The sequence below is a fragment of the Exiguobacterium sp. MMG028 genome, from assembly GCF_027947425.1.
Lineage (GTDB): Bacteria > Bacillota > Bacilli > Exiguobacteriales > Exiguobacteriaceae > Exiguobacterium > Exiguobacterium aestuarii_A.
On record NZ_JAQJIN010000001.1, the window covers coordinates 660,053 to 683,437 of the forward strand.

At 45.6% G+C, this 23,385-nt stretch carries 24 protein-coding genes and 1 tRNA gene; 11 read left to right on the forward strand and 14 right to left on the reverse strand.

The genetic code is table 11. The features are described from left to right. Window positions 1–81 precede the first annotated feature (81 nt). On the forward strand, window positions 82–396 hold the full coding sequence (locus PJK55_RS03555; protein WP_271304839.1) for a hypothetical protein: 315 nt from the start codon (window positions 82–84) through the stop codon (window positions 394–396). An 18-nt stretch (window positions 397–414) separates the two neighbouring features. Here PJK55_RS03555 and PJK55_RS03560 read toward each other — a convergent pair whose 3' ends face one another. The 4 genes from PJK55_RS03560 to PJK55_RS03575 all read right to left on the reverse strand — a co-directional run bounded on the left by PJK55_RS03560 (window position 415) and on the right by PJK55_RS03575 (window position 3,780). Beyond that, window positions 415–855: a hypothetical protein gene (locus PJK55_RS03560; protein ID WP_271304840.1), complete on the reverse strand. Its 441-nt coding sequence runs from the start codon at window positions 853–855 to the stop codon at window positions 415–417. 82 nt (window positions 856–937) lie between these two features. Beyond that, window positions 938–1,702 (reverse strand): DUF817 domain-containing protein, encoded by a 765-nt coding sequence (locus PJK55_RS03565; RefSeq protein WP_271304841.1) that lies wholly within the window; start codon window positions 1,700–1,702, stop codon window positions 938–940. 9 nt (window positions 1,703–1,711) lie between these two features. Continuing rightward, complete coding sequence (locus tag PJK55_RS03570; protein ID WP_271304842.1) at window positions 1,712–2,572, reverse strand: metal-dependent hydrolase; 861 nt, start codon at window positions 2,570–2,572, stop codon at window positions 1,712–1,714. 200 nt (window positions 2,573–2,772) lie between these two features. After that, window positions 2,773–3,780 (reverse strand): helix-turn-helix transcriptional regulator, encoded by a 1,008-nt coding sequence (locus PJK55_RS03575; RefSeq protein WP_214783147.1) that lies wholly within the window; start codon window positions 3,778–3,780, stop codon window positions 2,773–2,775. A gap of 116 nt (window positions 3,781–3,896) precedes the next feature. Here PJK55_RS03575 and PJK55_RS03580 point away from each other — a divergent pair, with 116 nt between their 5' ends. After that, complete coding sequence (locus PJK55_RS03580; RefSeq protein WP_074034499.1) at window positions 3,897–4,742, forward strand: alpha/beta fold hydrolase; 846 nt, start codon at window positions 3,897–3,899, stop codon at window positions 4,740–4,742. A gap of 22 nt (window positions 4,743–4,764) precedes the next feature. Here the strand turns inward: PJK55_RS03580 and PJK55_RS03585 are convergent, their stop codons facing one another. From PJK55_RS03585 to PJK55_RS03615, 7 genes are all read right to left on the reverse strand, one after another. Then, window positions 4,765–5,178, reverse strand: a complete 414-nt coding sequence (locus tag PJK55_RS03585) for a hypothetical protein (RefSeq protein ID WP_271304843.1) — start codon at window positions 5,176–5,178, stop codon at window positions 4,765–4,767. A gap of 99 nt (window positions 5,179–5,277) precedes the next feature. Next, window positions 5,278–6,696, reverse strand: coding sequence for a glycoside hydrolase family 32 protein (locus tag PJK55_RS03590; protein WP_271304844.1), 1,419 nt, complete (start codon window positions 6,694–6,696; stop codon window positions 5,278–5,280). Window positions 6,697–6,715: 19 nt separating this feature from the next. Then, window positions 6,716–8,146, reverse strand: coding sequence for a sucrose-specific PTS transporter subunit IIBC (locus PJK55_RS03595; RefSeq protein ID WP_271304845.1), 1,431 nt, complete (start codon window positions 8,144–8,146; stop codon window positions 6,716–6,718). 2 nt (window positions 8,147–8,148) lie between these two features. Next, window positions 8,149–9,087, reverse strand: a complete 939-nt coding sequence (locus tag PJK55_RS03600; RefSeq protein WP_271304846.1) for a carbohydrate kinase family protein — start codon at window positions 9,085–9,087, stop codon at window positions 8,149–8,151. Between the two features lie 107 nt (window positions 9,088–9,194). Further along, a complete protein-coding gene (locus tag PJK55_RS03605) occupies window positions 9,195–10,184 on the reverse strand; it encodes a LacI family DNA-binding transcriptional regulator (RefSeq protein WP_271304847.1) in 990 nt (329 codons plus the stop codon). A 48-nt stretch (window positions 10,185–10,232) separates the two neighbouring features. Then, window positions 10,233–10,709 (reverse strand): N-acetyltransferase, encoded by a 477-nt coding sequence (locus PJK55_RS03610; protein WP_271304848.1) that lies wholly within the window; start codon window positions 10,707–10,709, stop codon window positions 10,233–10,235. A gap of 87 nt (window positions 10,710–10,796) precedes the next feature. Further along, window positions 10,797–11,660, reverse strand: coding sequence for a cation diffusion facilitator family transporter (locus PJK55_RS03615; protein WP_271304849.1), 864 nt, complete (start codon window positions 11,658–11,660; stop codon window positions 10,797–10,799). Window positions 11,661–11,840: 180 nt separating this feature from the next. On the opposite strand from PJK55_RS03615, the gene PJK55_RS03620 reads away from it, so the two are divergent. The 6 genes from PJK55_RS03620 (at window position 11,841) to PJK55_RS03645 (ending at window position 18,359) form a co-directional block, all read left to right on the forward strand. After that, complete coding sequence (locus PJK55_RS03620) at window positions 11,841–12,152, forward strand: hypothetical protein (RefSeq protein WP_026826028.1); 312 nt, start codon at window positions 11,841–11,843, stop codon at window positions 12,150–12,152. Window positions 12,153–12,192: 40 nt separating this feature from the next. Beyond that, entirely contained in the window at window positions 12,193–12,984 is a 792-nt protein-coding gene (locus tag PJK55_RS03625) for a class I SAM-dependent methyltransferase (RefSeq protein WP_271304850.1), read from the forward strand. Between the two features lie 138 nt (window positions 12,985–13,122). Continuing rightward, a complete protein-coding gene (locus tag PJK55_RS03630) occupies window positions 13,123–15,516 on the forward strand; it encodes an immune inhibitor A domain-containing protein (RefSeq protein ID WP_271304851.1) in 2,394 nt (797 codons plus the stop codon). 107 nt (window positions 15,517–15,623) lie between these two features. Continuing rightward, window positions 15,624–15,694 (forward strand) — tRNA-Thr (locus tag PJK55_RS03635). 206 nt (window positions 15,695–15,900) lie between these two features. Then, entirely contained in the window at window positions 15,901–17,094 is a 1,194-nt protein-coding gene (locus PJK55_RS03640; RefSeq protein ID WP_271304852.1) for a hypothetical protein, read from the forward strand. A 569-nt stretch (window positions 17,095–17,663) separates the two neighbouring features. Continuing rightward, window positions 17,664–18,359, forward strand: coding sequence for a queuosine precursor transporter (locus PJK55_RS03645; protein ID WP_271304853.1), 696 nt, complete (start codon window positions 17,664–17,666; stop codon window positions 18,357–18,359). A gap of 38 nt (window positions 18,360–18,397) precedes the next feature. Here the strand turns inward: PJK55_RS03645 and PJK55_RS03650 are convergent, their stop codons facing one another. Then, window positions 18,398–18,646, reverse strand: coding sequence for a hypothetical protein (locus PJK55_RS03650; protein ID WP_271304854.1), 249 nt, complete (start codon window positions 18,644–18,646; stop codon window positions 18,398–18,400). 147 nt (window positions 18,647–18,793) lie between these two features. On the opposite strand from PJK55_RS03650, the gene PJK55_RS03655 reads away from it, so the two are divergent. The 3 genes from PJK55_RS03655 to PJK55_RS03665 all read left to right on the forward strand — a co-directional run bounded on the left by PJK55_RS03655 (window position 18,794) and on the right by PJK55_RS03665 (window position 20,217). Beyond that, entirely contained in the window at window positions 18,794–19,150 is a 357-nt protein-coding gene (locus PJK55_RS03655; protein ID WP_271304855.1) for a PilZ domain-containing protein, read from the forward strand. An 88-nt stretch (window positions 19,151–19,238) separates the two neighbouring features. Next, window positions 19,239–19,880 (forward strand): hypothetical protein, encoded by a 642-nt coding sequence (locus PJK55_RS03660; protein WP_271304856.1) that lies wholly within the window; start codon window positions 19,239–19,241, stop codon window positions 19,878–19,880. 64 nt (window positions 19,881–19,944) lie between these two features. Beyond that, window positions 19,945–20,217 carry a hypothetical protein gene (locus PJK55_RS03665; protein WP_271304857.1) on the forward strand — a complete coding sequence of 91 codons (273 nt, stop codon included), beginning with the start codon at window positions 19,945–19,947 and terminating at the stop codon, window positions 20,215–20,217. A 64-nt stretch (window positions 20,218–20,281) separates the two neighbouring features. Here PJK55_RS03665 and PJK55_RS03670 read toward each other — a convergent pair whose 3' ends face one another. Further along, on the reverse strand, window positions 20,282–20,410 hold the full coding sequence (locus tag PJK55_RS03670; protein ID WP_256441151.1) for a hypothetical protein: 129 nt from the start codon (window positions 20,408–20,410) through the stop codon (window positions 20,282–20,284). 60 nt (window positions 20,411–20,470) lie between these two features. After that, window positions 20,471–23,134: a cation-transporting P-type ATPase gene (locus PJK55_RS03675; RefSeq protein ID WP_271304858.1), complete on the reverse strand. Its 2,664-nt coding sequence runs from the start codon at window positions 23,132–23,134 to the stop codon at window positions 20,471–20,473. Window positions 23,135–23,385: the final 251 nt, after the last annotated feature.

Below are 23,385 nucleotides of genomic sequence, written 5' to 3' on the forward strand. Positions count from 1 at the left end.
AATAGAAACAATTTTCAGAAATTAATATGGAGAATGATGTATGCTATGATATGTATATAGAAATATTTAGGAGGTTTAAACATGTGGATTATTTTTGGATTGGCTGCCATTGGAGCCACGCTTTTGAACTTGACTGTCTTTATGATGGAGAAAGATTACAAACTGCCAATGGCGATTGCGCTGTCCTTAACTGCTCTCACGCTATGCGCCGAGTATAGCCTAATCAATATGTGGGTCGATGCAGAAGACTGGGCTGCCTTAAAGGATGTGGTGCCCGGCATGTCACGCGCATTGTGGTTCTTGACGATTGTGGCAATCTTTTTAAATCTTCTTCCGATATTTTTAGAGAACATTCGGCAAAAAAGACTCTCTTCCGATAAAAAACAATCCGATTGATTAGTGGATACTTCCACCTCAATCGGATTGTTTACTATTTTGTGAATAAGTCGAAAACAATAGCTCGCCTTCCTCTGATCTCAACTCATAATCTATCCCGCTTTGAAACTGCTTCGTCATCGTCGCGCGACATGAAAATAGTTGTCCCGGACCATATGCAATGTCCGGAATTTCTTTGAAACCATATGACCGCTCGCCGAACCATAGCGTCACGTTCGATGAACCCCTCGATGATTGGTCATCGACGACATAACATTCTCCCGTCTCGACGATGTAATTCGTCGTCATACGGTCGTACGTCTCCATTCCTGCCATTCCAATTACAAGAACAGAGCAAAAAATCGCGAGAACGGCTTGACCTAACTTCACACGATCGCGTGTCTTCCGCCACTCCATCCAATAGATGACAAGAGAAGCGAGACACAATAATCCAATGAACCAATAGAATACAATTTCCAACAACCCAATCACCTCAATTTATAATACGAATTTCCTCGAAAAAAGATTCGGTAACCCTCAAAAAAACTCGACACACGTCGAGTTAAGTCGTTTCATATTCTAGTTTTCGCTTTTGCCAAGCGACAAGGAGGATGCTGATGATGACGAGTAGGAACCAAGAGGATAGTTTTCCTATATCGACAATAGCCCAGCCGTTCAACTGGTCTGGATACGCCCAGCCGTTATAAAACGTGACAATATTTTCAGCAAGCCAGATGAAACAGGCAATCAAGAAGAACGAGAGCACGACCGGCATCTTGAATCGCCGATCATCGAGCTTGTACGAGACAACCGAGCGGCCAAACGCCAAGAAGATGAGTGCGATCAATAACCATCGCAGATCTATCCAAACATGATGCCAAAAAAAGTTGAAGTAAATGGCAATGCCTAGTCCGAAAGCGATGATTGGGTTTGGCATCTTCGTGAACTGTAAATCGAGACGACGCCACGCTTGAACGACATAACTTCCGACGCTCGCATACATAAAGCCCGCATAGAGCGGGACGCCCCATACTTTTGTGAACGCCTCATCCGGATAGCTCCATGACCCCATCTGCACTTTGAATAGCTCAAGTCCAAGACCGATGACGTGGAACCAGCTGATGACTTTCACTTCTTCGATTGTTTCGAGTCCCGTTTTCACGAGGACCACCTGGACGAATAAACACCAGATGAGTAAGACGTCATAACGTGGAATCGGCAACTCCAAAAATTTCGTGACGGCGAGTGCACCAAAGATGGCGACTGGGAAAATACAGCTGAGGGCTTGTTCATAAGCGAAAATAAAGAGATAGCGGATGCGTCCCATCGATTGATCCTACCTTTCTATATATTCGTATAAGAAAGAAGACTCCCCGTCATAAAAACGTGGGTCAAAGACGCCGAGCCGTTCCTCATTTGCCACGATGACAACGAACGGTGACCATTTCGTTAATGTGTGTGCCTCTTGATTCGCTTCAAACAATGGTTCAAGACTCACTTGTTCGTTAGACGTCAAGTTGTATTCTAAGGTTGCTTTTTGATAAATCGAATCATTATAGAGCGAAACGTTCTCTCCAGTCTTTGTGATGACGGTAAACTGCGTCGGGATGAAAGAAGCCGAAAGGGCTACTTCGTCGTGTTCATCTGCATATACCTGATACAAGTAAGCTCCTTGCGCACTTTGAATCGCGACATATAGGACGAGGGCAGACCATGCATACCGATACGTCTTATAGCGGACTTCTTGTTTACGGGCCACGAGCCAGGCGACCAAGAAGATGCCCCAATAGACAAAGTCGACAATCGGGATCACACCGAATGTGATCCTCACGTCCGAGATCGGTTCGAAGTAGCCCGTCCCCCACGCATTGAATAAGTCGGATGTGTTGTGTATGAACACAGACAACAGAGCCCACCAAAAATAACGGATGTCCGTCACTCGAAAGAGAAGACGAACGAGTATGTAGATGAGCAGTGCGAAGAGCGGGACGAGAAAGATGGAGTGTGTGATGCCGCGGTGCCACATCTGATACATCCCTTCCGTGTCCCATAGTCTTGAAATCACATCACTGTCCGGGATTTGACTCCCGACGAGCGTCGTGACGAACAAGGCTCGTTTTTCATGTTGTTGTAAATCACGTTTATCGGCTGCACCATATAGCGTTAGACCGAATAACGTATGTGTAATCGTATCCACGTTCTACCTCCATAGCGAAAGAGACATCTCCCAATCAAGGATGATGTCTCTTCATGTTAGTTCTCTTTATCCATTTTCATGGCGCGTCTTGCGACGATCGTTACGAAAATGACAGCGACAATCGGAATGATCAATGGCATCCAATTCAACATCCGCCTGTCCCCCTTCATTAAGTGTCGCAAGCAGTATAGCACATCTGATTACTCGATGGATGAATGAATGCTTGTATTCTCATAAGTATTTGCCATTTTCTCAATCGTTGCCTTCATATGGTCGCGAAGCGTGAGTGGTTCAACGACTTCTACTTGTGCCCCTAAAGAAAGCAACCAGTAAATGAATCCGTCAGAAACGGCCGCATCGAAACGGATGAGGAAGCGTTCTTCATGTTCAGACACAGAGACGTCTTCTCCTAACTTATCGAAAATGACCGGTAGAACACGCTCATCGACGGACAAGACGATTTGCTCATCCAAGCCGTTGTACATATTGAAGGACTTTTGGTAATAGTCATCTGGAAGATGGTGTTTCGGACGAATGGTGCCGTCCTCTACAATCTCGGAGTTGACGATTCGGTCGACCCGATAGTTCCGAACCTCTCCGATTGATTCATCGATGCCAATCAAGTAATACTGTTCGTGATTCCAATGCAAGTCGATTGGATTGATGACGTACCGCTCTCCATCACGACGGAGCGGGAACGTTCGCTTCGTGACGTCGAATCCGATGACGTCCGTATATTGAAACGAGATGGCTTTCCGTTCATGGATTGCGCGCTGAATGCGGTCAATGTGATACGGAATTTGTCCGTGCTTTTTCTTCGGTGTCTTAATGATTGATTGCAACGTCTTCGCTTCAGGATTGCTCGTCAGCATTTGAAGCTTTTCAACGATCTCTTCGGTCACGTCTTCCGAGATGAATTTGGCTGCGACGATGGCATCGACCATCATTCGAAGTTCGTGAATCTCGAACAAACGAGCAGAGTGCCAATATTTTTTGGCAAGACCATTCTTCTCCAATTCATCCTGCACTTCAAACCCCGAATTATTCAGTGCTTGGATATCGTCTTTCACCGATTTTTTTGCTAACTTAGAAGTATCTCCAATTGTTGACAAGTATTCGAGCAAATCTTCTAGTGTTTTAGGATTTGCTTCGTCCGTGTAACGTTCGAAGAAACGTCGAACTTCAAGTAACCGCTCTCGGTTATTCACGGTTCTATCCCCTTTCATTTCTATATCTATAATATGTATAAACAGACATTATCATTTTATTTCCACGAAATAAAGGTATTTTCCATTACAAACTGTTTAAGGAGGCGCCATCTGAAGTGAAATATTACGCACACGTCGACGGCTCAAAAATTGAATATATAGACCGTGGTCACGGTCCTGTGATCGTACTGATTCATGGGACCCAGTCATCGAGTTTAGAACCATACCATGTGGACCAGCTCGTTTTGTCCGGTTTTCGGGTCATAGTCCCATCTAGACCCGGATATGGAGAAACACCGTACTCTTTTTCAGCATCTCCTCAACTCTTTGCATCCCGACTCGCTCACTTGATGCAAATGCTAGAAATTGATCAATATCATGTTTACGGCATCTCTGCCGGAGGACCGACCGCGATTGAACTCGCTTCCCAAAACCAACGTGTAAGAAGCTTGACACTCGCTGCCGCTGTGACGAGTGTCGTCGATTTTCCGTATCGGGACACAGTCAGCAGAAATATTGTCCAACCCGCATTCATCGCACTTCAATACATCATGAAACAGTTCGTTGCTCGTGCCATTCAAAAACATCCGTTCGAAGCGACGGCACGCATGATTCAATCGACGAGTGTGTTGGCACTCGAGACGATTCGGGAAGAGGTGTCTCCTTATGACATTTTCCTCCTCAAGCGCGTCGCCAATCAAATGGCGTTTGGTTTAGGGGCCCAGTTCGATTTGAAACAGCGTGTATCGAGCGAGGTCTTACTCGGTGTGTCATGTCCGACCTATATCATTCACTCGAAAAATGACAAAGCCGTCCCCGTACGCCACGCCCATTATGCGAAGCGGTTGATTCCCCATGCTCAGCTAACAATCTTGAACAGCCCGGGACACCTCATTTGGGTCGGACGGCAAGCGAGAAAATCAGAGCGACAAATCGAACGATTCATTCGATTCAACTCATAAGCATCTCAAAAGAGGTGCTTTTTTACGTATTTAATCCGAGGATATCAATCAAGCGATTCGTCGTATGTTCTGGTAACTTCCAAATAACGTCCGTCCGTTCGAGTTTCGTGATCACACTCGGACGGTTCGGTTGACCGAGCCAAAGTTGATAACGTTCATACTCCCCACCCTTGTACTGTACTGTGAGGTCGAAATCAGGAGCCACTTCAATCTCAATGCCTTCGATTTCTTCTGAACTTCGGAGCATTTCCGCGAACACCCGCACCTGGCCCAATTCATGAAACTCTAACGCTACTTCTGGATTGAATGTTCCGCGCTCTGATGACTCCGCCACCATCACTCGTTCCATTTCTTCTCTCTCGAGTTCTTCTGTATCGATTTTATAAGACATCGTCATTTTACGAATCTCACCTGCTAAACGAATCCATTTATCCATCACTCTAACCTCCCGTCTCGTTTTATATACGTATGTTTTTGTGAAACGGTTTCAACATTTGGAAAATAAAAAAGCCGAGCAAACGCTCAGCTTTTACACTCATTCATACTTCCAACCAACTAATGTCGCATCCGCTCCGACATAGCGAATTCGTTTCTCGTCATCACTCGGGAAGACGCGAAGCGTTGCCACGGCGTCACCGTCGTTGACGAAACATTCAACACTTGAGGAATCGACGAACAGATGAAGGGACTTGACCTCGATCACTTTTGTCCGGGTCGTCCCGAACTCGGTTGCGAACGGTTCACCCGCGTTTGTCCGATCGATGGTCAATTCGCGTGTATCTTTCTCGTACCGAATCACAAGCGACTCTTCTTCTGTCTTCAATAGTTCAAGCTCGAAGTCTTCTCCGGACGTCGACAATTTCAATTCATAACGTTCGGGCGAAATCATTTCGATATGCGTACCTGATTCGTCTGCGAACTGATTAGTTCGGAGTTGCTTCATTTCAGGGACTGGTCGTTGTTTTAATACGCCATCTTCAAGCGAGAGTTCTCGAGGAAGCGTTAACGCATGGGCCCAACCGTAGCGATCTGTCGGATATTCAATCTCTGGTAAGCCCATCCAGCCGACTAGAATACGACGACCATCATGCTCCGTCGTTTGCGGAGCGTAAAAGTCGAAACCGAAGTCGAGCTCTTCAAATGACTCGTGCGTGAAGACGAGCGTTTCTAAATCAAGCGTACCTGTGACGTATCCGGATTGATAGATGTTGTGGTAGCGATGACCCTCAGGCTCAATCCCTTGCGGAGAAAAAATGAGGACATGCTTTCCATTCAGTTCAAACACGTCAGGACATTCCCACATGTAACCGAACCGCTCAAGCTCGGTCTTCACTTCACCTAAAAATGTCCATTCATTCAAGTCAGTCGAACGATATAAGACGACACATCCCGTCTCATCCGTTCGCTGTGCACCGACAATCGCATAATACGATCCATCTTCTTCCCATACTTTTGGATCACGGAAATGTTCCGTGTAGCCTGCTGGAATACTCGGGATCGCCACGTTACGACGCTCAATTACCCCGTCACGTAAGACACCGATAATTTGCGAGGCGTGACGCGTCCAATCGTCGGTACGATGATTCCCGGTGTACATCACGTGAAGGGTATCATCAACGATGAATCCACTTCCCGAATAGGCACCATGAGAATCTTCCTTCGTTTCAGGGACTAACGCCACCCCGCGGTCAATCCAATGGACAAGATCAGGTGAACTAACATGGTACCAATGTTTGAGACCGTGAACTGGTCCGAGCGGGAACCACTGATAGAATAGATGATACTCTCCATCGTAATATGCGAAGCCGTTCGGGTCATTGAGGAGGCCCGTAGGCGGCTGGATATGGTATCCAAACCGCCACGGGGATGCGGCCGTCTTTGTACGGAGCACCTCCATCTCGAGGGCGCTCACGTCACGGAGTGAACGATAACGTTCGGCCTTCGTCCAATTCATAGTGTCACTTCCTTTTTCATTATGCGGCTTGTTTGACCGCTTCTTTTTTTGCTTGTCGCTTCGCGAGGATGAATGTCAATCCAAATGTTACTGCGAATGCGATGGCCATACCGATGATATATGAGATGATCGAACCAGGTGCGATTGAAATGATTCCTGGTAGCCCAGCAGCACCGAGCGCTACTGCCAATACGTCGTTTCCGACGATGAAAGCAGAGGCGATAGCTGAACCGACGATGGCTGCAATGAACGGATAACGTAGTTTTAAGTTGACCCCGAACATGGCAGGCTCTGTGATTCCAAGTAATGCTGAGATCCCTGATGCTGATGCGACACCTTTCATCTTCTTATCAGCAGTCAAGAAGAAAACAGCGAGTGTAGCCGCCCCTTGTGCGACGTTCGACATCGCAGCGATTGGGAAGATGAACGATCCGCCAGTTTCGGCGATATCAGCAAGAAGCTGTGTTTCAATCGCGATGAAGCTATGGTGCATACCTGTAATAACGATTGGGGCGTAGAGAAGACCCATGATCAAGCCACCGACGAATCCGAGTGAATCATACGTCCATACCAACCCATCAATGATCAAGTTCCCTGCTTCACGAGTGATCGGTCCGACGAAAGCGAACGTGATGAACGCTGTGAAGAGGAGTGAGAGTAATGGCGTAAGCAAGATATCAAGTGATGCCGGCATGATTTTTCGAATGTTGATTTCAAGCTTCGATAAAATATACGTTGAGACGAGGACTGGTAAGACTTGTCCTTGGTATCCTAACTTCTCAATCTCAAGACCGAAGATGTTCCAAACCGGAATTTCTTCAACACTAGCCTGTGCATATGCGTTGATCAAGTCCGGGTGAACCATGATCATACCTAGCGCTGCACCAAGATACGGGTTACCCCCGAACCGCTTGGCTGCGGAGAAACCTATGAGTACAGGCAGGAAGACAAAGGCGGCATTTGCGAACGTATTGATCATTGCTGCGAGGTCTGCCATGCCTGGATACTGGTCAATCAATGAACGTCCTTCGAAGAACAAATCCGGCGCCGTCAATAAGTTGTTGATCCCCATCAAGAGACCGCCGGCGACGATTGCCGGGATGATTGGAACGAAGATATCTGATAACATTTTGACGAACTGTTGGAGCGGGTTCATCTTTTTCGCTCCTGCCGATTTTACATCTGTCGTCGACATGTCTCCAAGGCCAGTCATCTGTGAGAACTCGGCATATACCTTGTTGACCGTACCTTGCCCGATGATGATTTGGTATTGACCTCCCGTAGAGAACGTCCCTTTGACAACATCGAGTTGTTCGAGAGCTTTCTCATCAACCTTCGACTCATCGTTCAATACGAGACGAAGGCGCGTCGCACAGTGGGCAGCTGCCGCAACGTTTTCTTTCCCACCAATCGCTTCTAATATCGATGCTGCTTCTTTTTTGTAATCCATTTTCATTTCCCTCCTAACGTTTCATTCACAAGTTGTCGTGATGGAATTGCTGGAATAGCGCCATAAGCTGTACATGTTAATGCACCCGTTACGTTTGCATATTCGATGTCGGAACGTAAGCGCTCCGGGTCAAATCCGAGCGTCGCCAACCGATACAAATAAGCACCGACAAACGCATCTCCCGCTCCTGTCGAATCGACACTGTCGATTGAGATTGAAGGAACGATTTCATGATGCGTGCTTGTCGCAATCAACGTCCCACGAGACCCTAATGTGATCGCAATCTGTTTTGCACCTAATTGAAGTAGTGCTTGAACAGCGTCTTCAAGTTGCTCTTTACCTGTCAACAAGTGCGCTTCTTCTTCACTCAATTTAATAAAGTCCGATTCCGCGATGAAATGTCTCGCATCTTGTTTGAACTGCTCAAGGTCAGTGATCAATGCATCCCGATAGTTGGGGTCAAATGAGATGAACAAACCATCTCGCTTTGCAAATTGCAATAATTTGAAGTACGCATCTTTTAGTTTTCCATCTAGTAATGCTGTCGCAGAACCAAAATGAATGAGATCACCTTTTTGAATCAATGACAAATCGATGGATTCAAATGCATAATCTCCGTCACTACCGCGTCGGAACGTGAAGTCCCGCTCCCCATCCTCTTGAATCGACACAAACGCGAATGTCGTATCACCCGCTTCAACAAGGTTGTCTGTGCTGACTCGGTTCTCGGTCAACGTCTGTTTCAAGAAAAGACCGAACGGGTCATTTCCGACTTGTCCGAGAAAACTCGACTGTCCACCATGCTTACTGACGACTGCCGCCACATTCGCAGGTGCGCCACCTGCTTTTTTGACGAACGTCGTTCCGTTGACAAGGTCGCTCGAAGCATCCTCGCACACCCAGTCAATCAACAATTCGCCGATACAATGTACGGTGTTCATATCGTCCACCTCCAAAAATCTTATAAGTTCCACATCCGATTGGTACCGGTTCCAATTTATAATAAAAAATGTTGCGGAACCGGTTCCGCAACACAAATGTAAACGATTTAATTCAACTTGTCAACGCTTTCGCGCACTTTTAATTCAAAAATTGTGAACGTTTTCATTGGGACGTCATTTCCTTGTAAAAGTTGAAGCATCATATCTGCCGACTTAGACCCAGTTCGCCGATAAGGAAGATGAACGGTCGTAATCGATGGATGTAAGACTTCCGTGAAATCATAGCCCCCAAAGCCACTGACAGAGATATCATTCGGAACAGAAATCCCTTGATTCGCCAGTCCCTTCAATACACCAAGGGCAATATTGTCCGTTGCACAAATAATGAGTGAGGTCGAACCAATCTCTTTCGCCAACCGTTCTCCGATCGGAATGGCATCTTCGATTTTAAAGGTTGCCTGAACGACTGTGACGCGTGCATCCGCCTCATGAAATGCCTTCAAAAAACCATCGCGCCGATCTTGACCGACTGCGATATCCGCCTCCGAAACACCGACGTAGACAACGTCCCGATGACCCCATTTCGTGAACTCATTACCGAGGGCATATGCGGCTTCATAGTCCGGGTAGACGAGACTGTGCACGTTGTCATGCTGTTGACCAATCAGCAACACCGGAATTTGAATCGCCTCTATTGCTTCGAGGTGACGGTCGGTGACAGTCGTCCCGAGCCAAATGATACCTGCGACCTTTTGTTTGGCGAGGTTGTATAATTGTTCAATCTCTCGTTCCGTCTGTTGTGCCGTATTGACGACGAGCATCTGATAGCCTCGTTCTGTCAATCGTTCATCAATTCCCATCATCGTACGCGAGGCAGCGTAAGAATCGAGTCGCGGAACAATGACCCCAATCATCTTCGTCTGCTTTGACTTAAGACTTTGGGCGAATTGATTCGGTTCATAATTGGTTTCCCGGATGACCCGATCGAGCTTTTCTCTCGTCGCCTTCCCTACCGACCCACCGTTCAAATAGCGAGAGACTGTACTCTTTGCGACGCCTGCGAGCTCGGCGATATCTTTAATGGTGACCTGCTTCATCCTTACCCCTCCATATGAAAAAAAGCTGACGTGCGATACGCCGTCAGCTTAATGGTTTACTACATATCGTTTCTTGAAATTTAAATAATAAAGCCCGTTTCGCTTTTCAAATCCGTTTTGAACGAGCACTTGATGCATCTCTTGTTGATGTGGACTCGTCGGTGGAATCCCGGCGCGAACTGTTTGTCCCTCCATCAATTCCGAGTCCAATAAGGCGAGACGCAAACCTTCCGTCGCATATCCATTATTTTTGTATGCATCGAACACCATCAGGTCAAGCTGGTATACTCGGGCAAGCTTGAGTAACAAGACTTTACCGACAAGTTTGTCATCGACCATCAAGTCATAATAGAAGTCTTCTCCATAACTATGCTCTTCTGCATGATAGAGTTGCTCCGTCCCCATTTCTTCGAGGATCCCTTTCAACTCTTCAGCAGAAACGCCATATGAGTTTTCTCCATATTTCTGAAAGTGTTCATATTCAATCTCATCAATCTGGCGAATAGGTTGACGCACGATGTTCATCCCGTGCCCTCCTTAACTAGTAGTTCAATATCTGTCTGCGCTTATTATAAACGAATCCATTCATGAAGCGCAAAAGATAACCGAACGTCAAATCGGCTCAATATGAATATGCACTGAATCGACCGCATGCTGTTCATCCAGTTTTCGTTCGATTTCATCACATAATTCATGGGCCGCGTCCACTGTCAAATCTCCATCAACTGCAATCGTCACATCGATCATCACGTGATTTCCTAGATGACGCCCTTTAATTTCCCGAACTTCTTTCACACGCTCAAATTGTTCAATCGTTTCCTCATATGTCTCGACGAGGTGTGGAGGGAATCCGTCAGAAAGTTGATGGGTGGCATCTAAAAAGATTTGGATCGCCGTCCGGATGATCATGCCGGCAATGACAATGGCCAAGACCGTATCCATCCAAGGAAGTTGGAAATAAGCGAATAGCACACCAAGTGTGGCTCCAACTGAAATCATCGCATCGGCCAAGTTGTCTTTCGCCGCAGCTTTAAGTGCCAATGACTTTGTTTTCTTTGCGAGGTTCAAGTTGAAGCGATACACCCCGAACATGACGAGCGCACTGGCGAACGCGACGACCGCTGCTAACGGGTTCGGTTCTGCATATTCTCCCCCGATTAAATTCGACAGACTATTAAAGAAGACGAAAATACCGACCGCAATCATGATCAGTGAAGCGATGAGTGCAGAGATTGTCTCCATCTTCGCGTGACCATATTTATGCTCGGCATCCCGAGGTAACGCCGCAACCCGAATTCCAATATAGACGGCGACCGACGCGATAATATCCGTCGTATTGTTGAATCCATCGGCTAAAACCGCCTCAGATTCATATAAATATCCGAAGAACACTTTTAATATAGATAAGATCAAATATGCCGTGATTGACACAATCGCTCCCTTGAGCGCTTTTGGTGGATGATTTGTAGTCTCCATCCGCCCACCTCCTTATTAGCTCAGTTAGTATAGCAGGTGAACTTCGTGTGGGGATAGAGAAACAATGTTTCTTACAGCCAAAATAAATGGAATATATTCCCGGTAGTTTCGTTTAACAAATTTTATGGTAAAGTAAACAGGAAGAGACCTTAGGGTTAAACCGCAAAAGAGGTGAAACAGATGTTTACAGAACGAGATGGAATCAAATTGCGTTTGGAACAAATTGACAGATTGCTAGTGGATTTGAATCGTGAGGCGAAACAATTGATGGCACGCCTTCGTGAGTTAGATGCGTCTGGAGAAAATCCGCACGAAGTATCTTTGAAACCTGAAGAACGTGATACGTTGAAATCGTCAATCGACGAGACACTCGAAGCACTTCAAAGCCGTTCAAAACGTCCGGTGAACGTGAACGACGAGAAGAAGAAAGAACTTGCTTCTCACAAAGCACTTATTGACGAACTGTCAGATTTACTCAGTAAGAAAAAATGAGACGCGACTGCGTCTCATTTTTTATGAAGGAGCTCGTCCCATGTATATCGTAACCACTTGTTTACGTCCGACAGATGAAGTATTGTCTCGGGCGCAAGCGCATGCCACCACATACAATATAAAATTTGTCGAACGACGCAAACATTCAATTGAAGAATTGAAAAAGCGTCATCACCAAGATGTGCTTGTCTTTGACAAGCGACGTGTCGAGTTCACACCAATGCATAGTAAAGAGCCATTCTTTTTTCACCCTTCTAGCTCGGTCTTTCGTGTGAAGCAACTCAGTCGTGGTGGAACAGATCCACTCATTGACGCATTACAAGCAATACCTGGTGATCATATGTTAGACTGTACGCTCGGACTCGGATCGGACAGTATCGTCATGAGCCATGCCGTCGGTTCAACGGGAAAAGTAATCGGTCTTGAGAGCCAATTCATAACGGCACAACTCGTCCGGGAAGGTATGTCTGTATGGGTCGAAAAAGATGAGTCAATCAATGAGGCGATGCGCCGCATTGAGGTCGTTCATACGAATTCTCTCGAATATTTGAAAACATGTGCGGAAAATTCGTTCGACTGTATTTACTTTGATCCGATGTTCGAAAAGACGATTTCAGAATCGGTTCATCTGAACCCACTTCGTTCAATCGCCGACACCTCCCCACTCTCGGAAGAGTTGATGGTTGAAGCAAAACGAGTAGCTAAGAAACGAATTGTTTTAAAGGCTCATTTTGAGAGCGATGCCTTCAAACGCTATGATTTTACTCACATAAAGCGAAAAACATCGAAGTTCCATTATGGATATATCGACCTGGAGTCTAAGACTATTTAGTTCATATTGACTAAATAGGTCTTTAGACTCTTTTTTTGGTTATTATTTTCTGAATATTGACATTAATCAGACACAAACGGTACATTTACAACAAGCTCACACATTTTCCCATTATTTTTTAACAGGAGGTTCATACAAATGAAAAAACGTTCCATCCGTCGAACGACACTCGCGGCTCTCATGACATCTGCCATGACAGTCAGTATCGTTCCGGCTGCTGGTGCTGCACCGCTATCGGTTGCACCATCTGTGCCGACAACGAGCGAGCTTGCTCCGTTCGACCACAACATCATCGATGAAGACCGTCTCGCAAAAGCACTCGAAAAGCGTGGCGTCATCAAAAAAGGATTGTCAGCATCTGAGCGCATGAAAGCGGTCGACGCGTATATCGCGAAAAAACAAGGCGAAGCGAAAGATCCACATAAGCACGACGACGAATTGAATGAGAAGGCTTCAAAAGCAAAAGAGAAGATACATACTCAATTCGAAAAAGAAACTGAACGAATTCTCGACAAAGCGAAAAAAGGTCAAGCGAACTACCGTAAAGGAAAGCCGAACGGTCAAGTGAAGGTTTCTCCGGCACAACAATCGGCATATAACGGTTCGGTTCGTGAAGATAAAGTCCTCGTCCTTCTCGTCGAGTATAGCGACTTCAAACACAATAACATTATTCAAGAAGCAGGCTATATGTATAGTGACAACTTCAGCAAAGAGCACTATGAGAACTATATGTTTGGTGACCAACCATTTGAACTCTTCAACGGAGAAAAGGTTCAAACGTTCAAACAATACTATGAAGAACAATCAGGTGGAAGTTACACGGTCGACGGAGAAGTTTCTGAATGGTTAACCGTACCAGGAACTGCGAAAGATTATGGTGCAGACAAAGGCGATGGTGGTCATGATAACGTCGGTCCTGGTCCGCGTCAACTCGTTAAAGATGCGTTAAACGCTGCGGTCGCATCAGGAATCGATCTTGCCGAGCACGACCAATACGATCTTTATGACTTGGATGGAGACGGTGATTTCAATGAGCCAGACGGACTCGTCGACCACTTGATGATCATCCACGCTGGTACTGGTCAAGAAGCTGGTGGTGGTGCACTCGGTGACGATGCAGTATGGTCACACCGTTGGGTCCTCAACGGCGTTTATCCGGTAGCCAACACAGAAGCTGCAGTTCCTTACTGGGGCGGAAAAATGGCGGCGTACGATTACACGATTCAACCTGAAGACGGTGCAGTCGGCGTCTTCGCACACGAATTTGGACATGACCTCGGTCTTCCAGATGAGTACGATACGCAGTACACAGGTCAAGGTGAGCCAGTACAATCATGGTCAATCATGAGTGGCGGTAGCTGGGCTGGTAAAGTCGCTGGTACAGAGCCAACAAGCTTCTCACCACAAAACAAAGAGTACTTCCAAAAAATCATGGGTGGAAACTGGGCGAACATCACAGAAGTCGACCTTGAAGATATCAACTCACAAGGTTTTGTCTCACAACTCGACCAATCTGTGACGAAGTCAAAAAACCCAGGAATTGTCAAAGTCAACCTTCCTGATAAGAAGATTAAAGGAATCGAACCAGCTTATGGCGAGCGCTACTACTACTCGACAAAAGGTGACGACATCCATACGGAAATGGCTACACCTAGCGTGAAACTTGGTGCGGACGGTGTCCTCACATTTGATGCATTCTATGAAGTCGAATCAGATTACGACTACTTGTATGTGAAAGCCGTCAGTGGCGGTAAAGAAGTTGTCCTCGATGTGTTCGGTGACGACGTCAATGGCGAAAACGAAGCTGGATACCCTGCTGAGACGACGAACGGTGCATGGGTCAACAAGTCTTATGACCTCTCACAATTCGCTGGACAAGATGTACAGATCGTATTCGAATACGTGACAGATGGCGGCGTCGCAATGAAAGGCTTCGCGGTCGACAACTTGTCAATCCAATCAGAATCAGCAACACTCTTCGCAGATGATGCGGAAGGCGCTGAAGCCGTCACGCTTGATGGATTCGTCAACTCAGACGGATACGATTCAAAACCGCATTACTACTACCTCGAATGGCGTAACCATGCCGGGTCGGATATGGGTCTTCTCAACGGCCGTGGCGTGAAATACAACACTGGTCTTGTCGTGTGGTACGGTGATGACTCGTACACAGACAACTGGGTCGGTGTCCACCCTGGTGAAGGCTTCCTCGGTGTCGTCGACTCTCACCCAGAGGCGCTCATCGGAAACTTGAACGGGAAAGAGACAGTTGCAGGTAGCACGCGTTACCAAATCGCTGATGCTGCATTCAGTCTCGATAAGACACTCGCTTGGTACATCGATTCACCAAGTCGTGGTGTGTATGACTACAAAGCACAAGCTGGCGTGAAGCAGTTCAATGATGCGAATTCGTACATCAACTCACTCATCCCAGATGCAGGACGTAAACTTCCGCAATACGGGCTCGTCATTGACGTTGTCGGTGAAGCGAAAGACAACTCTGCAGGTGCTGTTTGGATCCGCACAAAATAAGCATGAACCATTTGACCTCCAGTCTTCTAACAAAGAAGATTGGAGGTCTTATTATTCTGAAAAAGCTTGAAAAATGGAAGGAACGTGTGTAACATAGTTGGTGTAACGCCTCTGTAGGTTAGTGGCAGACCTCAGCAATGGTAATGCTGCAGCACGAGTTCGATTCTCGTCGGAGGCATCAAAAACACCGCTCAATGAAGCGGCTCAGAGCACTTCCTGAAATTATCAGGAGGTGCTTTCTTTTTGTCATTGCACAGAAATTGCACAGTTTTTGTTTTTTCGTGTCGTGAGCAGTTCTTTGTTGAAACGAAACTTTATTTTACAAATATGGGTATATATAGATTGAATAATTCGATATATACAAAAAAATAAGGAGTGTTAGTCATGGACATTTTAGGGATTATTGGTGGTGTACTGTTTGCGATTTCATTTTTATTCTATACGTCAGCTCGAAAAGAAATTGAACGAGACTATCATCTACGCCAAGACAGTCCTCTAAGAATGTTGAAGATGAAACGTTTCTCAGGACAAATCATGGGCCTAGGTGCATTATTAATACTCGTATCATTCGCTTTTAATAACGAAAATCAAGAAGCATCGAAACCCGAAGAAAGTACATTAAAAAGCGAAGAAGTAGTCACTTCAGAAGAAAAAGTATTTGTAGATACCAAACTAGTCATCAATGAAACTGATGAATTGCCAGTTGGTATTCCAACAGAGTATACGGATCGTTACAGTGAAGTGAATGAAACTATCACGAGAACTGATGCTTTACTCACACTCATTGAGAAGAATTTTAGTAAATGTGATGGCTCGTGTGAAGAGAGGCCACTTTCAGAAATAGAAGAGCGTTTCGACTCAATGGAAGAAGTTATCGAAGTGTCACGTAATGAATTGCAGAAAGCCTCTGAAATCGTCAGTGAAATGGCCATGGAAGATCCACCAGCGCTTAACACGCAAAAACTATTCGATCTCGAAATAGAATTACTCGCCACGCGATATTCTTTAGAAACAATGTTACTTGCTGACTCTTGGGAGTCGTGGACCGAACCGATTGGATACGCCGAAAGTACGAGAGTAAAACGATTGTATAAAGTTCCGCTCAGAGAAACTGTGCTCGAACAGGATTATAATGTAGAAGAAAGCACCAAAGATAATGGTGAACCTATCACAAATGAAGAATCTCCCGAAGCCTTACAAAGTGCAGAAAATGTCATTGTTGGCTTTCTTGCAATCGAAGATGAAATTAACGCTCTATCCAATTCGGTTTACGAGTCAATGGAAGCCGACTTCTTAACTGCAGACACAGCGCTTATCTTCATAGAGTCTACGCGCGAACAAGCCGTCATTGCAACTAATAGCTTTAATGATGTTGAGGCTTCAAAAGAATTATCTGGAGCAATAGGCAAACTAGATGATTTAAAAGAAAAGTTAATTGAGTACGAATCAATTCTCGAAACATCTGAATGGAACGCGGATACCTATGACAATGTACTGTCAATAGTTGACTCACTCTACGAGGATTTAGAATTCGATCCAGTTGCGGTCAAGCAATTTTTAGAAGTCTACGGCTACTGATTTTTTGCACAGCATTATGCGCACTTACCGCCCATGTACAGGCGAATTCACAGTTTTATACAATAATTCAAACACTCCATACCTTTCATGAATCTACTCCCACGAAATCCTAAACTGGAAATGATGATCCTGCAGTACGATTTTGATTCTCGTCGAAGGTATCAACTATACCGTTCAACCAAATGGTTAAAATCACATACCGAGCTTTTTCTTCGACCATCAAGGCCACAGAAAAAGACAAACAGCCGCCAGATGACAATTGTTTGCGTTGCTCGCCCGACGACGCCCCGACTCCTGCAGGAGAGCAATCCAACGGAGACCCAGCAGCGACCCAAGTCGCGATGCGGCTCCGGGATTGCCTGCGATAAGCGTGGGCGTCGGAAGGGCGAGCGATATTATTTATGTCAGTCAACAAACTGTACCTTCTGAATATTTCAGAAGGTACAGTTTGATTTCTGGTACACATCAACGAGAACTTCTTCATCTCCCCTCACCTTGACATCATTTCCGTTCCTCTATAAACTTGAAAAGTTGAAATCATTGAATAGTTAGAGGAAGGAGCATGATTCATGCTAAACGAATGGTTATGGATTCCTTCTGCCATCCTTACACTCGGTCTTCTCGTCCTCAGTTACAAATTGTTCGGACGGGTCGGATTATATGCTTGGATTGCGATGGCTTCAGTTGTCGCAAATATTCAAGTCACACAACAGATTGTAATTGGCGGATACATTTTTACGCTCGGTAACATCGTCTACGGTTCGCTCTATTTAGCGACTGATATTTTGAACGAAAAACACGGACGAGCCGCGGCTCGAAAAGGGGTATGGCTCGGTTTCTTCATTTTGATCGTTTCGACGGTACTCATGCAATATGCCCTCTTGTATGAACCGTTCGAAGAAGCGATCTTCATGCACGAAAGTTTTGAGGCACTCTTCTCGATGCTTCCGTTGATCACACTTGGTAGCCTTGCTGCTTACCTCGTCTCTCAATTGTTTGACGTCTTCGTCTACTCGAAGATTCGCGCCAAAACGGGCGAGAAAAAACTTTGGCTCAGAACGACAGGTTCTACCGTGCTCTCACAGTTAATTGATACGTTCACTTTCTGTATTATCGCTTTTTGGGGAATGGATTGGGACATCTGGTGGAACATCTTCATTACGACGTACGTTGCGAAATTCGTGATTGCTTGGATGGCAACACCATTCATGTACTATGCAAAACGTACGAATCCACAAGATGAAACCGAACAAGACGCTGCATAAAATAAGCCGTAACTTCACCTTCGAAGTTACGGCTTTTCTTATGGTCGTTCAATCTGGATACGCACAGCATACGGACGGGCTTCTTCAATCGACGCCGACTCTCGACAGACGGTGATCGCTTTGAACGCATCAATGGCGACCGCTTCGATCGTTTGATCATTCGTTTCGACTTCAAGAATGGTATAGGCAGGTAAACGCTCGAGTTTAACCCACTCCCCGTTACGTTTTTTTTCATAGATGACTGGTGTTTGGATCGAGTAACGTCGGAGTAAATCATGTATATTCATCTGATCTCCTCCCTATTTAAATCGTACACCTATTATAGAAAGCGTTTTCACATTTGTAAAGCGAGCTTATCGAAAAATTATACTTATTTCCACTTCATTTCGAATTGTAAATGTCCGATATAGGGAGTAGAGAAATGGGGTGAATTGATGCGTTATCGCAGACAGGAAACTTTTCGCTATATTCTACCGAATCCCCGTACGATCCCTTATCGACTCGTCTGGGAAGAAAAAGAACTCTATGATGGAGAAGGACTTCTCCTGAATGTGAGCTCACATGGACTGAAATTGCGATCAGATTACCTTTTTCCACTCTCCGACGACTTGCAAGTCCATTTCGTCCTCGATCTCGTTCCGACTCTTCAGCCCATTGAATTGATTGGACATGTTAGACACCGCAGCCAATTGGGTTCGATGTATGACTATGGGATTTTACTTGATGCCAAAATGGACGAAACGCAACAACTTGTCACGATGATAAAAATGTATGCACGCGAAAACAAATGAGGACATGCACCTTTGCATCTTCTCATTTTTTCGTGTTTCTAAAAGAGGGTATACTAACAGTATGAAAATCATTGGGCGAGGTGTTCGTATGACGAGAAAATTTTTATTGATTCCATGGGCTGTGGCCATCGCATTGGCCATTTTCGGTCCGAACGTACCGTTTGACGGTCGATTCTTGCTCGATTTTGTGATGTATAACACGGATGTGTACGAAGGTTATTCCCTTTCTTTATTTAGCATCCTAGGCGTGTTCCCGTTAGCGATGTTCCCGCTCCTTTGGTCAGAAGTGAACCAGCTGAAGCCGAATCCATTGCTTGCTGCCATCAGTAGTTTTTTTGTAGGTGGTTTCTTACTCGCTCCGTATTTGGCGTTTGCGAGACAATCTCCTTATCCGACTCCCGTCAAACCGCTCCCGACGCGTATCCTTGGCGTCGTGTTGTTATTGGTGACCATCGGACTGTTTATCGCCGCCGCGAACACCGGGAATGTCGCGGAATATTGGTCGTATGTGGAAAATAACCAGTTTGTCCGCACGATGACCGTCGATTTCTTCTTGTTGGCATTCATCCAAATTACGTTAATGAACCGCGATGCAAAGCGCTATAAGATGAGCCTCTGGCCACTTCCCTATATCCCGCTGTTCGGCTTGATTTTCTGGCTTTTGATCCGTCACCAAAAGCCGTTTAACGAGGCACCACCAAAACGTGAACGCGCTGAGATGAAAGATTGATTTCCCGTTTGATCTCATGAACCGTTATACTAGACATTAGATTTAAAACAAAGGAGATTACCGCATGCGCTATTTTCAGGTCACATCTTATGTGACTGTTAAAAATGAAGAACTCGTGTTGAATGAATATGTAAAAGTGCCAAATCCAAAAGTAGATCAATTTTTAAAAGAAACGCTAGAGCTCGATTTGTATGATGATCAAGTGACATTGCGTGAATGTGTTGTCGCAAAAGGAAAGTGGGAATGCCCTGTTGGTGATTTTGTCATCACGGAGCATACGGATGAGAAGAAATTCAACCGTCTACAAAACAGCCGTTCCTCTAAAACGAAAAAGTAACCTCGACACGAACAACCTCCTCGTCTAATTGACGAGGAGGTTGTTGTCTTACAAGTTAATCCCTTTATTCATCCGATTCTTCATCGGGATCTGGATCAGGGTGTTGGGTCGGAGCCGGCTTTTGTGCCGGGTTTGATTCATCGTCCGGAATTGGATCTGGATGTACCCCTGGTTGCGATTCGTCTCGTTTCATCATATCCCTCCTTCATCGTTACTCCATTTGTTTATCCGTTTTCTTCCGTCATGAAACACATTAGTGTATATTTTGATTACCAATCACTCGTCTTGAGATGGCTTTTTCAATCTCTACGATGATAAATACGACGGCTCCAAATGCCACTGGATAAATCCAATCTTCCCACGTAAGTGGAGCGGTACCGAATAGCGTATGCATGAACGGAACATACGTGATGAACAATTGTAGGGCGATGAGCAGTCCAGATACGAGGAACGCGATTTTATTGTCGAAGAAACGACGATTGAACGCCGGAACCAACTCAGTGCGACAGTTATATAAGTGGAACAACTGTGCCATGACAATCGCATTCAAAGTAATGGTCTGTAATTTCTCGGTCGAGTAATCGAAATCTCCGAGCATGTAGTTGATCCATAAACTACCTCCCCCGATTAATATCGACACGAACGTGACACGGAAGATGTAATAGCGACTGAGAAGTGGTACGTTTGCCGGCCGTGGAGGACGCTTCATGGTACTCTCTTCAAGTGGTTCAAAGGCAATCGCCAACGAAAGCGTAATCGCGACGACCATGTTGACCCATAAGATTTGAACTGGGCTGAGTGGAGCTGCTGCCCCAAGTAAAATACTCATCGCAACGAGTAACGCCTGCCCACCGTTCGTAGGGAGTAGGAAGAGAATCGTTTTCTTCAAGTTGTCATAGACACGTCGACCTTCACGGACGGCGTTATAGATGGTTTTGAAGTTATCATCGACAAGAACCATTTGAGAGGCTTCTTTCGCGACTTCCGTTCCTTTGATTCCCATCGCGACCCCGATATCGGCACGTTTTAAGGCTGGCGCATCGTTCACACCGTCTCCGGTCATCGAGGTGATCAAACCGTTCTCTTGTAGCCCTTTCACGAGACGAAGTTTATCGTTCGGACTCGTTCGCGCGAATACGTCATTATGAACCGATGCCTCTTTGATTTCTTCATCAGACATGTCTGTCAGCTCTCGACCCTCGAGCGCCCCTTCAACTTCCATACCGAGCTCTTTTGCGATGGCGACGGCCGTATCCTTATGGTCACCCGTGATCATTTTAATTCGGATTCCAGCATCACGACACGCGGCGACTGCGTCAATCGCCTCTTGACGTGGCGGATCGACGATACCAAACAAACCGAGGAAAGTAAGACCATCTTCAACGTCCTCATGATCAATCGATTGTTTTGAACTGTCGACACGTTTTAATCCAGCACCGAGAACGCGCTGACCACGGTCGGCAATCTCTTTTCGTTTTTCATCCCAATATTCTTGTTTGAATCCGTCTGTTGTCGCCATATCAAATAAGCGATCCGGAGCCCCTTTTACGAAGATCATGCGCTCGTCTTTATACTCAACGAGCGTCGCCATGTATTTGTACTCTGAATCAAATGGGATTTTAGAGATGACTTTAAGACGCTCAATCGGGCGCTCCGCTTTCTCAGCGACAGTTAATAAACAAGCTTCAGTCGGATCTCCGTTGATGACCCATTCTCCATCTTCTTCGTTCAACTGTGCATCGTTACACGTCTTCCCAACAGTCAATAGGTCAATCATTGACTCATCGTCATCCAAGTCAAACGGTTGACCGTTTAATTCTAAGTCTCCGTTCGGTGCATACCCGCTCCCTGACACCTCAATGTCATGTTTCGCCGTCACGATTTGTTTGACGGTCATCTCGTTTTTCGTCAACGTTCCGGTCTTATCGGTACAGATGACCGAGACTGCGCCTAACGTTTCAACAGATGGCAGGCTTCGAACAATTGCTTTTTGCTCTGCCATATTTCGGACCCCGAGCGCCAAGATAATGGAGATGACAGCTGGTAATCCTTCCGGAATGGCCGCGACTGCTAGACCAATCGTCGTTAACATGAGTTCGACTGGTTCATAATCTCGTAAGAAATAACCGAATGCATAAATAATGACAGAGATAATTAGGATGGCGATGGAGACCGTCTGTCCAAACTTCGTCGTCTGACGAATCAGTGGCGTCTTCACGGTTTGTACTTCTGAAATGGACGCATTGATTTGACCAAGTTCCGTACCTTCTCCGATTGCCGTCACAATGGCTTTCGCACTTCCCGTCGCCACACTCGTTCCTGAATAGACCATGTTCTTTCGATCTGCGAGCACGGCCTCCTCTTTGACGACGTCTGATTTTTTCTCGACCGTTGTGGCCTCACCGGTCAATGCGGATTCTTCCACTTTAAATTTTTCCGCTTGAATGACCCTTGCGTCGGCTGGTACCTTGTCGCCTGCAGCGAGTACGAGAATATCCCCGACGACGAGATCACTTGAATCGATTTCGGATTGTTTACCATCGCGAATGACGGTCGCTTTCGTCTCTAACAACTTTTTGATTCCTTCTAATGCTTCTTCCGCTTTATTCTCTTGGAGATAACCGACAACCCCGATGACCGTTACAACCAAGACGATGACAATTGTATCGATATATTCACCAAGGAAACCTGTGACAACTGCCGCTCCTAAAAGGACGTAAACGAGAATATCATTGAACTGTCTTAAAAATTTTATGATTTCAGGCGTCTTCTCCTTTTCAGGTAGGACGTTCTTTCCGAACTCCTCCTGACGATTGGTGACCGTTTGCTTCGAGAGACCAGATTCTACATCAGTCTCCACATGGGACTGAACCTCGTCTACTTCGAGCGCATGCCATTCCCTGTTTTCGTTCTGCATGTTCTTTCCTCCTCGTCCAATACTTTATGAAAACATCTATCCCCTTTCTGTTCCCAATCTGATGCGGCTCGACACGTCCAAACTTGTATAATTGATGTCATTTTTCAAAGAAAACGCTCCCATGATTCTTTATTTCTTCATGTAAACGGTATCATGAATCAATTTTGATTTTTCTGATGAAAATGGCTTTACAGAAGCCTTTCAATCATTGAATATAGAAGAAATTATGAATGAATACAGATAGATAGAAA